The organism is Sulfitobacter sp. S190 (assembly GCF_025141935.1).
Classification (GTDB): domain Bacteria; phylum Pseudomonadota; class Alphaproteobacteria; order Rhodobacterales; family Rhodobacteraceae; genus Sulfitobacter.
Window position 1 is genome coordinate 1,588,070 of sequence record NZ_CP081120.1, and the last position, 12,428, is coordinate 1,600,497.

Annotated in this window: 6 protein-coding genes; 4 read left to right on the forward strand and 2 right to left on the reverse strand. The window is 58.8% G+C overall.

All coding sequences use genetic code 11. The features are described 5' to 3' along the window. Window positions 1–4 precede the first annotated feature (4 nt). Complete coding sequence (locus K3756_RS08145) at window positions 5–1,858, reverse strand: thiamine pyrophosphate-binding protein (RefSeq protein ID WP_259993063.1); 1,854 nt, start codon at window positions 1,856–1,858, stop codon at window positions 5–7. A 286-nt stretch (window positions 1,859–2,144) separates the two neighbouring features. Next, window positions 2,145–5,081: an ABC transporter transmembrane domain-containing protein gene (locus K3756_RS08150; RefSeq protein WP_311201708.1), complete on the reverse strand. Its 2,937-nt coding sequence runs from the start codon at window positions 5,079–5,081 to the stop codon at window positions 2,145–2,147. Window positions 5,082–5,436: 355 nt separating this feature from the next. On the opposite strand from K3756_RS08150, the gene glgB reads away from it, so the two are divergent. Genes glgB through glgX form a run of 4 tightly spaced genes read left to right on the forward strand, consistent with a single transcriptional unit; the run spans window position 5,437 to window position 12,422 of the window. After that, the gene (gene glgB, locus K3756_RS08155; RefSeq protein WP_409202428.1) at window positions 5,437–7,626 is read left to right on the forward strand and encodes a 1,4-alpha-glucan branching protein GlgB; all 2,190 of its coding nucleotides are present in this window, start codon (window positions 5,437–5,439) and stop codon (window positions 7,624–7,626) included. Window positions 7,627–7,657: 31 nt separating this feature from the next. Further along, entirely contained in the window at window positions 7,658–8,914 is a 1,257-nt protein-coding gene (gene glgC, locus K3756_RS08160) for a glucose-1-phosphate adenylyltransferase (RefSeq protein ID WP_259993073.1), read from the forward strand. Further along, window positions 8,911–10,341: a glycogen synthase GlgA gene (glgA, locus tag K3756_RS08165; RefSeq protein WP_259993081.1), complete on the forward strand. Its 1,431-nt coding sequence runs from the start codon at window positions 8,911–8,913 to the stop codon at window positions 10,339–10,341. Before glgC ends, glgA begins: the two co-directional genes overlap by 4 nt. Further along, window positions 10,338–12,422: a glycogen debranching protein GlgX gene (glgX, locus tag K3756_RS08170; protein ID WP_259993092.1), complete on the forward strand. Its 2,085-nt coding sequence runs from the start codon at window positions 10,338–10,340 to the stop codon at window positions 12,420–12,422. The genes glgA and glgX overlap by 4 nt, the downstream gene beginning before the upstream one ends. The last annotated feature ends 6 nt before the right edge of the window (window positions 12,423–12,428 follow it).

Sequence of the window (12,428 nt, forward strand, 5' to 3'; positions counted from 1 at the left end):
CCGACTAGCTGCAGTCGGCCTGCACCAGCGGATGGGGCCAGCCATATTTCGGCATCGGTTTTGGGTCGATATGCAGGACGAGGACTTGCGGTTGCCCGGTGGCGCGTGCCCTCTCGAGCGCGGAGGCCAATTCCCGCTTCATGTCATCGGGTCCCTGATCGCAGGTGACTTCGACTGCACAGGCACCCAGACCTTCGGAATATTTGACCAGATCGGGCTTACCCAAGGCATAGTAGTCATCCCAATCGGCTTCGGGCGGAAACAGAACTGCCATCCCTTGACTGACCATGGCGAGATCGTTGTCATTCAGCACAATCCAGACGGCCCCAATCTTGTTTTGCGCGGCCGTGGAAATTTCGGATCCATGCATCATGAAGGCACCATCCCCCACGATGGCCACGCAATCCTTTGCTGGTGCACCGGACTTGCCGCCAACGACCGCGCCCACGGCAAAGCCCATGGGGCCCATCCCGAGCGCGATGTGGAACTGGTTCGGCGGGTCGATCACCAAGTTATTAAGCGACCAGCCCACGCAGTTGCCGGCATCGATGAAGATATGACCATCTTGGACCAGCTCGTTGACGATCCGCATCGCGGCGGCGGGATGCAGGGGGGTTGCGTCGCCGGCGCGGTCTTCGGGGAACTCGAAGGGGGACGATTGTTTGAGGCTGGCGATCATCTGTCGCCGGGTTTCTGCGTCCGGTGACGGAGAGGCGCCTTCACCTTGCGCCAAAAGTTGATCGATGGCCGCGCCCGCATCGCCAACGACGCCGAGCGTTATCGGAAAGGACCTGCCGATAACCGCTTGGTCCAGATCGATCTGGATGCAGTGGTGGGACGGGATCAGATCCTTGTCGTAATGATTGGTTGCGGCAGGCGACGTGGCCAATTCGCCCAGGCTCGATCCGATGACACATAATGCGTCAAAATGATCGGCGTCTGACGCAGTTTTCATGTAAAGCGCAGGCCATGCACAGGGTGTCATGCCGTAGTTGCGCAGCGACATCGGGTGACTTTCGGGAAAGATGCCTTTGCCATCGGGGGTGGTCATCACGGGAATTGCAAAGCGTTCGGAGAAATCTTGCAGAGCGTGCAACCGCGTGGCATCACGCAACGCCATCCGCGCTCCGTTTCCCAAGAAGATCAGGGGCTTCTTGGCATGCACCAACGCCTCGAACGCCTGCTCCATTTGGGCGGGATCCGCGCCGCGTGCTTCGGTGCGGTAATTCTCTGGCGCTGCGGGGAACGGTATTCCTCCCGCTGCCGGTGGCTGCATCACGCACGTTCCCGCAACGTTGTTGGGAATGCTGATATGAGCGGCGCGTCGGGGGCGGGCCATCGCGTTTCTGAGCGCCTGTTCGATGAGCGTCCGGAAGCTGGAGGCAGACGGGATCAGCGCGCTGGACTGGACCGCGTTCTTGAAAACGGCGTTCACGTCGAGATGGGCATCGACACCTTCCTGCAGATAGCCCTGCCCGAAGTACTGCTCAGGCACTTCGCCGGTGATTGTCAGCACCGCGGAGTTACCGGCCTCGGCGTTCATTGATCCGGTAAGCGCGTTCACGGCAGAGGGGCCCGCGGTCGTCAGAACCACGCCCAGCTTTCCGGTCACCCGGTAATAGCCATCAGCCATGTAGGCCGCGCCAGTTTCATGGCGGCAAATGATAAAATCAAATCTGTCGCGCTGCTGCTTGAGCTGATCCGCGATGAAGATGACCGCACCGCCGGGAATGCCGAAGATGCGGTCCACACCTTCGAGCTTGAGGTACTCCAACAGCAGTTGAGCGACGGTCATGTTCTGCAGATGGTTTTCCAGATATTCCGCACGAACACTGCGCTTCACGGACTCGTCTTGCATAGATTCTCCATCAAATAAAATTTTCGGAAAAATCGTTAAGCGCCGGTCACACATATGTCGGGCATAACAATTGCCACTGCGGTACGACGGACTGAATACGTCTTTTAATATACCTGACCCTACCATACCCGGATGCATCAGGCACTGACTATTTCACCTTCCTCGTGCGGAGAGGGGCTGTCGTGCCGAAATGGCTGCCGTTCTGGGCGGTCATCGGGGGCGTGGTGCTGCGCGCCTCCTGCCACCCGTTCCGCATAGGAAACAGGGCGATTTCGCAACTATCTGGTTATTTCCCGACGTAGCCGGCGATGACCTGCAAAATCTTGAAGGTTGTTGCCGCGTCATTTTCCAATACGGAGAGAAACGCTTCGCCGCCGATCCGCAGGCTTTTCAGATCGGTCGCGGCCCGCATGTCGAGCGCGCGGGGTACGTTTCGGATCAAGCCCAATTCACCCACCAACGTGCCCGGACCGATCTGTGACACAAGCGTGTCGTCCCCGTCGTCCTGCGGCATCAACAGATCGGCAGTCCCGTCTGTTATGAGGTAGGCGCCGCTCGATGGGTCATCGTCCTTTCGAAAGACATACTCGCCCGCACTGGCGCGATGCCAGCGCGCGGCGAACGCCAGCATGCCAAGCTGTTTTCGGCTCAGGGTGCCAAAAACGTCTGATGCTTCGAGCGTGCGGATTTTTTCGGATTGGTCCGCAGACATGGGCGTGTCTGCTTCGGGGGTCGTCGCCGTGGTTTCACGCGATATGCGGCCTTTGTCCATCTCGAGGTACATATCAAAACCGTCAATACCCTCGAAAGACGGCGCGAGGGATATGAGGGTGGTATCGGGAAGCAGCCGGTGCAGATTGCGGTACATCCGCACGCGCGATGCGATATCGTGGCTTTGCATGGCGGTCTCTAGGACCAGAATGTCCGGGCGTTTGATTGCGGCTCTGCTCAGGGCCAGCGGCTCGGCGACGCGCGCGGGCAGGTTTGCGCCCCCCAGACCAACGGGCGTGTCCAACATGAGCAGCAGAATGTCACGGTCCAGTCCAGCCCCTCTGAGCGTGTCGATCACGACCCGCTGCACTTCCTCGCCCTTGCGTCCGGCGGATGGTGCGACTTTGCCGAAGATCGCGTTTTCGAGGATGGAGAAACCTGCGACCGGACCCGTCGCAGTTATCGGGACAAACAGATCGGGCATCGCCGCCAGAAGCGCCTTGCCGTGCTGTTTTCGCAACTCGAGCACCTTGCCTGTGATTTCGTCGGGAAAGGTAATGCCGATTGCTTCGGCAGAGACAGAAAAAGGAACGATGAGCAGCTGCGCTGTCTGAAGATCGCTCAGAGCTTTCTTTTGTCTATCGACCGAAATCAGGCTGACCGCAATTTCGTAGTCGTTCGGGTCCAGCCCCATGCGCCGGAAGAGGGGATGGTTGACGCCATCGATTCCAAAGATCTGCCGGATCATTTTGACGATATCGATGGAAAGCTGAAGCAGGCTTTCTTCGAGTTTCAGGTCCTTCAAGAGCCGCAAAAACTCTGATTTTTCCGCAAGTCCCGCCGCAGTCAATTGCCCGCGCGGGGTCGCAAACAGCAGATTGTCGAGCACCGTCAGCGCAGGGTTGTACTTTTCGGTGTCGAGCGGCCAGATTTGCGTTTCAAGCCCTGCGGATATGACGGCGCGGGCAATGTCCGGTCTTATCTCAACGATAGCCTGCGCAAGCTTCGCGTGCTTCGGATCGTCGAGCCGCAGGCCGATCGCACGGTGAATGAGCGCATCGGCACTGCCCATGCCAGCGATCAGTTGGAGCCACCAATCGTTCAGCTCATCCCTGTCCTTCAGGTCTGCTGCGGTGTAATGCAACCAATCCTGTGTCGTCGTATCGGCGGTGTTGCCTGCGCGAAGGCTTTCGAGAGCGCTCTCCGTCTGGTGGGCTGTCCCCAATGGCTTCGGGCGCATTGGCATCAGCAAATTATGCTCGAAACTGCCGGAAAACAGGACCGGTTTCGAGCTCGCGTGGCCGATACGGGCGCAAATCGTCGATTGATGCAGCTGCGCCAGATCGTGACCCGCGACCACCACAGACCCCTTAGCAGGCAGGATCTCACGGGTGAGCAGTTCAGATAGCGCGCGCCGGTCTTCATCGCCCTTCGCGGTGATCGCGATCCGCTTGCCAGCCGGAATGGTGACCGAAATATCGTCGAGCACGGTATGACCGTCCTCGTCGCGCACGGTCACGTCGGTCAAGACGACGTCGCCTGACAAGCGTGGTATGTCATCATTGCTGCTGTCGAACAGCTTGTCGTCTATCATGCCCGCGGGCGCAAATCGCTGCACCAGCATCGCCCATCTGAGCGACATGTCCTGATGCTGGTTGTAGTAGGCCAACAACTCTTTCCACGGGGAGCTGAGATCTTTGTAGGCGGCCAGCGCGGCGACCAGCGCGCCGAGTGTGATATCGCCCTTGATGGTAAGATACCCTCCGATCGCGTAGAAGAAAAACGGTGTAATCTGTCCTATGAAGTTGTTGAGAAACTTCATGAAAAACTTCTTCTGGAAGATTTCGAACCGGATGGCGAAAAGCACGCTGAGCCTTTCGGATGTCTGGGCCATCCTGTAGCGCCAGCCACCGTGAACACGTAGCGTTGCAGCACCACCTGCGTTCTCGCCGATATCGGCGGCCAGCGCACGCACCTCGACGATGCGCTTTTTGTTCAGCAGATTGATCTGGCGTTGAAGTTTAGGAATAAGCCAGGCCTGCAAGGGGATCATCGCGCAGGCCGCAATTCCGAATGCGACGCTTTGGGCGAACAGAAATCCAAGGATGGTCAGCATTTGCCCGGCTTGCAGGACAGGTTGCGCAATCGCATCGCCCATCAGCCCGCCCATCGGCTCCGCCTCGGACGTGACCATCGAAACCAACTCGCCCTGACTGGTGCGCTCGAAATAAGGGGCGGGGAACCGAAGGAGCCGTGCGATCAGCGTATAGCGCAGTCGGCGCAAAAGACGTTCGGACAAGACGCCTTTCATTGTGTTGATCCGCATCTTCATCAGGCCATGTGCCAATACGGCCAGCAGAAACAGACCGCAAAGTATGAACAAGAACGCCGTCTGCGACAGTCCAACGCCGAATATGACGACCGTGCCGCTTTCCGCACCAATGGCGTCATTGATGATCCTCTTCGGCAGCTCCAGCGTTGCGTACAAAAGCGGGAAGAGCGTCAGGGTCACAAGAAGCAAGACCAGCTGATCGCGTTTGGAATGCTTCCAGATAAATGAAAAAAGCGTCCGTTCTATCGTCCCGGTCCTGCAATGGATGAAACCAAGGTCTTCAGCCCACGACAGTGCAGGAACGGGGCTTTTAAAGCAATTTTAATGTCTGGTGCGTCCGTCCGTCGCCTGAGCCAATACGTGATGTGTGCCTGCGTGTTGGCCGTACCGTTCCACGCGGCTTGTCCGCGTGATCGCTGCGGGCCGTGTGATCCGCGTCGGTTGACGTTATCGGTTGCCTCGTGTTTCTATCGGGGGCTGCTGCGCTATGTTTTTCACTAACGCGCGTTTGCCTGAAAGCATCGGAGTATGCAGATTGGTTCAGAAAGCTACTTTCGACAGGCCGGATTTCCTGACGGACGATGTTCTGTCATCTTTGAACACTGCCACACACAGCGCGCCTTTCGAAGTTTTGGGGTCACGCATCAGCAACAACCGAAGATGGATCACGAGCTTTCAGCCGGATGCGTGCAAGGTTACGGCGACTGTTGCGGGCAAGACGACCGAATTGCCGCGGATTGAGGGCGATGTGTTCTCGGGCCGGGTTTCGGGCAAGGGCTATACGCTGACCATGCACTATCCGAATGGATCAGAGCACACGACCGAGGATCCGTTTGCCTTTGATCCCGTTTTATCCGATCTGGATAAATACCTGTTTGGCGAGGGAACCCATAAAGAGCTTTGGCGCGCGTTGGGTGCGCATGTCATGACGCACCAAGGGGTGCGCGGCGTTCATTTCGCGGTTTGGGCGCCAAATGCCCGGCGGGTCAGTGTGATCGGTGACTTCAATGCCTGGGACGGTCGACGCCATCCGATGCGCCCTGCCGGAAGCACCGGTATCTGGGAAATTTTCCTGCCGCGCCTCGATGACGGCACGATTTATAAATACCAGATCGTCGGGGCTGACGGTGAGACGCGGGACAAGGCCGATCCAGTTGGCTTTGGCTCCCAGCATCCGCCCGAGCAGGCTTCGGTCGTGCGCCAGCTTGCCGGATACGGCTGGAGCGATGAGGCCTGGATGGATGCGCGTGCGCAACGGGCGGACCGCGCTCAGCCGATTTCGATTTACGAGGTGCATCTGGGGTCCTGGCGGCGGCGCTACGATGATCATGGCCGGCCTTTGTCCTACAGCGAACTGGCGCGCGATCTGGTCAACTATGTCAAATACATGGGCTTTACCCATATCGAATTGCTGCCCGTGTCCGAATTCCCCTTTGACGGCTCATGGGGGTATCAACCGGTCGGCCTGTACGCACCGACCATCCGGTTCGGCCCGCCCAACGAATTTCGCGATTTCATTGATGCGGCCCACGCCGCCGGTATCGGTGTGCTGCTTGACTGGGTACCGGGGCATTTCCCGACAGATGCCCACGGTCTGATCCAGTTCGACGGAACCGCGCTTTATGAACATGCCGATCCGCGCGAGGGGTTTCATCAGGACTGGAACACGCTGATACCGAATTATGGCCGCACCGAGGTGAAGAATTATTTCATCGCGAACGCGCTCTACTGGCTGGAGGAATACCACCTTGACGGGCTGCGCGTCGATGCGGTGGCCTCGATGCTGTACCGCGATTATTCGCGCAACGAAGGTGAATGGGTTCCCAACAAGGATGGCGGGCGCGAAAACTACGAAGCGATTGCTTTCCTTCAGGAAATGAATATCGCGGCCTACGGCGCTGATCCGACCGTGATGACCATTGCCGAAGAAAGCACATCGTTTCCTGGCGTATCGCAGCCGGCCCATGCGGGGGGACTGGGTTTTGGCTACAAGTGGAATATGGGGTGGATGAACGACACGCTGCGCTACATGGAAAAAGACCCCATCTACCGCCAGCACGATCATTATCTGATGACCTTCCCCATCGACTGGGCATTCACCGAAAACTTCATTCTTCCGATCAGCCATGACGAAGTGGTGCATGGAAAAGGATCGATGCTTACCAAAATGCCGGGCACCGATTGGGAAAAATACGCCAACTTGCGCGCTTATTACGCCTTCATGTGGACGCAACCGGGCAAGAAACTATTGTTTATGGGGTGCGAATTTGCGCAACCGGAGGAATGGAACCACGACGCCGAACTGAACTGGGGCGCAGCAGAGCAGCCTGCGCACAAGGGCATCCAGCAGTTGGTGCGCGATCTGAACGGGATGTACCGCGACACACCGGCGCTGCACGCGAAGGATTGCGAAAACGGCGGCTTTGAGTGGCTGTGCAACGATCCGGCGCAATCGGTGATGGGATACCTGCGGAAGGGCGGCACGGACGATAGGGACGTTTTGATCGTGTGTAACTTTACGCCCGTTGAGCGCAGCAATTTCCGTGTCGGGATCCCCGATAACGGGCATTGGCGCGAAGTGCTGAACACGGATGCAGCCGTTTACGGCGGCGGCAACCGGGGCAATCTGGGAGGGTGCGACGCACAGGACATCGCGGCGGACGGGCAGCCGTACTCGGTCGCGCTGACGCTGCCGCCCTTGGCGGTCGTGGTTTTGCAGCGCTAAGGTCAATTGAATTCAACGGGGGGAAGACGACATGCCGACAAAACGTATCACACAGAGGTCGATGGCATTCGTTCTGGCAGGCGGACGCGGAAGCCGCCTCAAGGAGCTGACGGACCGAAGGGTCAAGCCGGCGGTGCCGTTCGGGGGCAAGGCGCGGATCATTGATTTTGCGCTGTCCAACGCCGTCAATTCCGGCATCCGCAAAATAGCCGTCGCGACCCAGTACAAGGCGCACAGCCTGATCCGGCACACCCAGCGAGGGTGGAATTTCTTTCGCGCCGAGCGCAACGAGTTTCTCGATGTGCTGCCTGCGTCGCAGCGTGGTGGCAACGAAAGCTGGTACAAGGGCACGGCAGACGCGGTCACCCAGAACATCGACATCGTCGACAGCTACAACGTCGATTACGTCATCATCCTTGCCGGTGATCACATCTATAAGATGGATTACGAAGTGATGCTGCGCCAGCACGTGGACACCGGCGCGGATGTGACAGTGGGCTGCCTAACGGTCCCGCGGGCGGAGGCAACCGCATTTGGCGTGATGGACACCGACAGCGCGGGGCGCATCACCAGTTTCCTTGAAAAGCCCGCAGATCCGCCCGGCACGCCGGAAGACCCCGACAAGGCGCTCGCCTCGATGGGGATTTATGTTTTCAACTGGGACTACTTGCGCGATCTGCTGCTGAAAGACGCCGAAAACCCGGAGTCTACCAATGACTTCGGCAATGATTTGATCCCCAGTATCGTGCAGAACGGTAAAGCGATGGCACACCGCTTTGACGAAAGCTGTGTGCGCGACGGCGATGCGCCTGCCTATTGGAAGGATGTCGGCACGGTTGATGCTTTCTGGGAAGCGCATATCGATTTGACCAATTTCACGCCGGAACTCGATCTTTGGGACAACGAATGGCCGATCTGGACCTATAACGAGGCAGTGCCCCCTGCGAAATTCATTCACGACGAACGCGACAGGCGCGGCATGGCGATTTCTTCAATGGTTGCCGGGGGCTGCATCATCTCGGGCACCGAGGTGCGCAATTCGGTTCTGTTTACAAATGTGCGTACAAATTCCTATGCGGTGCTGGACCATGCCGTGATCCTGCCCAATGCGGTCGTCCATCGCTCGGCGCGGCTGCGGCAGGTGGTCGTGGACACAGGTGTGGTCATTCCTGAAGGATTGGTTGTCGGCGAGGACTCTGCAGAGGATGCGAAGTGGTTTCGCGTGACGGACCGCGGGATTACCCTGATCACGCAGGAAATGCTGGATAAGAGAGCCGCTGCCCTATGACAAAGGCGCTGTTTGTCGTCTCTGAATGCGCCCCTTTGGTAAAGACCGGCGGGCTTGCGGATGTGGCGGGCGCGCTGCCCCGTGCGCTGGCGCACATAGGTGTCGGCGTGCGTGTCCTGTTGCCCGGTTATCGCAGTGTGATGCAACAGATCGGCAAGACGCAAAAGGTTGCGCAATTCGACGATCTTTTGGGAGGGCCGGCGAGATTGCGCGCCTGCACGGTTGCCGGGCTCGATCTGCTTATACTCGATGCGCCGCATCTTTTTGACAGGGACGGGGCCATCTATGGCGACCCGAGCGGCGCCGACTGGCCGGATAACGCAGAACGGTTTGCGGCGCTGTGCAAGGCCGCGGCGATGATCGCCAAAGGCGGCGTTGATGGCTGGGTGCCCGGTATTGTGCACGGCCACGACTGGCAGGCGGGACTGACACCCGAATACATGCACGCGCTTGGCGTGACCACGCCCTTCGTCTTTACGATCCATAATATTGCGTTTCATGGCAATACGGATGCGGTCAAGTTGCAGGCGCTTGGGCTCGATCCCGCCCGGTTTACGTCGGAGCATTTCGAGTTCTGGGGGCAGATTTCGGCGATCAAGGCCGGGCTGGTTGGCGCGGCGAAGATCAATACGGTGTCCCAGACCTATGCCGAAGAACTGCTCACGCCAGAGTTCGGAATCGGGATGGACGGTATCCTGCGCGCCAGACAGGCGGACCTTTCCGGTATCGTCAACGGTATTGACCTCGACGTCTGGAATCCGGCAACGGACCCCAATATCACGACCTATACCACCGTCAGGGGCAAGAGCGCGAACAAGAAGGCCTTGCGCAAGACCTTCGGGCTTGGCCCGGCAGACGGCCCGCTGTGCGTGTTGGTGTCCCGCCTGACCGAGCAGAAAGGCATCGACCTTTTGCTGGACGCGCTGCCGGCGCTGCTAAATCGGGGCGGGCAGCTGGCGCTTTTGGGCTCGGGCGATCCCAAGCTTGAGGTTGCCTTGCTCGAAACAGCCGATGCGCACGCGAACCTTTCGGTAAAGATCGGGTATGACGAAGCGCTTTCGCACCAGATGATGGCGGGTGGTGATGCGATCCTTGTCCCGTCGCGCTTTGAGCCATGCGGATTGACGCAGCTTTACGGATTGCGCTACGGCACGCTGCCGCTTGTGGCTTTGACGGGCGGGCTGGCCGATACCGTCATCAATGCCTCGCCCGCTGCGCTGGCCCGGGGTGTGGCGACAGGCGTGCAGTTTTTCCCGGTCTCTGCACAGGCCTTGGCAAATGGTTTCGTCCGGCTTACGGACCTGTTTCACGATAAAAAGACTTGGACCACCATGCAGCGCAACGCGATGAAACAGCCGGTCGGATGGGAAACGTCCGCCGCCGCCTACAAGGCGCTTTATGATGCCGCTTTAGAGGCGCGTCAGTGAACTTCGGCCCATTCGAGACCCGACCCGGTCGCCCCAGTCCCCTGGGGGCCACGCTTGATGAGGGCGGTGTGAATTTCGCGGTATTCTCGCGTCATGCGACCAAGGTTATGCTGTGCCTTTTTGACGAAGACGGTCACGAGAACCAGATCATCACCTTGCCCGAACGCGAGGGCCATGTGTGGCACGGGTATTTCCCCGGTATGAAAGCGGGCCAGCAATACGGTGTCCGCATGGATGGGCCTTACGCCCCGCTGGAGGGGCATCGCTTCAACCCCTACAAGCTGCTGATTGACCCCTACGCTAAGCATCTGACCGGCCACCCGAAATGGCATGACGCATTGTTCGGATACAAGAGCGGTCACAAGGACAAAGACCTCAGCTTTGACAAGACCGATAGCGCGCCGTACATGCCCCGCTGTGTCGTTGTGGACCCGTCATTCAACTGGGATAACGCCCCAGAACCGCGCCATCCGCTCGAAAGCTCGGTCATTTACGAAGCCCATGTCAAAGGATTGACGGCAGGACGGCGCGACATTGCCAACCACGGCACCTATCTCGCGATGGCATCCGACCCGATCCTCGAGCATTTGAACACGTTGGGCGTGACCACCGTAGAGCTGCTCCCCGTTCAGGCGTTTCTCAACGAGAAGTTTCTTCTGGACCGTGGGCTTACGAACTACTGGGGGTACATGACCTACGGGTTCTTTGCCCCCGATCCACGCTATATGCAAAATGCAGATATTGCCGAATTCCAGCAGATGGTGCGGCGTTTCCATTCGGCGGGGATCGAGGTGATCCTCGATGTTGTGTACAACCACACCGCCGAAGGCTCCGAGCTTGGTCCGACTTTGATGTTCCGCGGTCTTGATAACGCCAGCTACTACCGGCTGGCCGACAATCCGCGCTACTACATCGACGATGCAGGGTGCGGCAACACGCTGGATTTCGAGAACCCTTTTGTGATCCGGTTGGTGATGGACAGCTTGCGGTACTGGGTCGAAGTGATGCACGTCGATGGTTTCCGGTTCGATCTGTGCTCGGCGCTCGGACGTACGGCGCGCGGGTTCGAGCGCGACGGTCCGTTTTTCCGGGCCATCGGACAGGATCCCGTGCTCAATCAGGTCAAACTGATCGCCGAGCCTTGGGACATCGGACCGGGAGGATACCAGCTGGGTGCCTATCCGTCCCCCTTTGCGGAGTGGAATGACAAATACCGAGACAATGTGCGTGAGTTCTGGCGCGGGGATGCGGGCAAGGTGCGCGACCTTGCCGAGCGTCTGGTAGGCTCTGCTCCATATTTCGACCATGACGGCCGGGCAGCGACGTCATCGCTGAATTTCCTGACGGCACATGATGGGTTCACCCTTCACGACACTGTCAGCTATAGCCGCAAGCACAACCTCGCCAACGGCGAAGACGACCGTGACGGACATTCCAACAACCACTCCGACAACATGGGTGTCGAGGGTCCGACAGAGGACCCAGCGATCAAGGCAGCGCGATTGCGCCGCAAGCGCAACATGATCGCGACATTGATGCTGTCGCAGGGCACTCCGATGCTGCTTGCCGGTGACGAGCTGAGCAATTCGCAAGGCGGCAACAACAACGCCTATTGTCAGGACAACGAAATCGGCTGGGTCAATTGGCCCGATAGCGAAGATCCGTTTTTCGAGTTTTGCAGGCAGGCGATCGATTTTCGCAGAATGCACCCTTTGCTGCGGCAGACGCGATTTTTGCATTCGCGGCAGCGGTTGATTGACGGGGAACCCGATCTGTTCTGGCGCCGCGCGGATGGTGAAGCGATGCAGCAGGATGACTGGGACAACCCCGCCATGGACACGCTCGTGGCGGAGATGCGGATGGCGTCGGGCGCGCCGGAATACGTCAAACGCGAAGGTGCGCTATTGGTCGTGCTCAACCGCGGGGAGGCGGTTGACGTGAGCCCACCGGATCTGCCGCAGGGCGATAGATGGGTGCGCCGTTTCGACACCAGTCAGGAAAACGCGATTGAAGTCACCGCAGGGATGTCCGTCGCAGCGAACAGCGTCGTCGTCTTTTCGCAAGAAGCTGCGGATGCGTGATCGCAA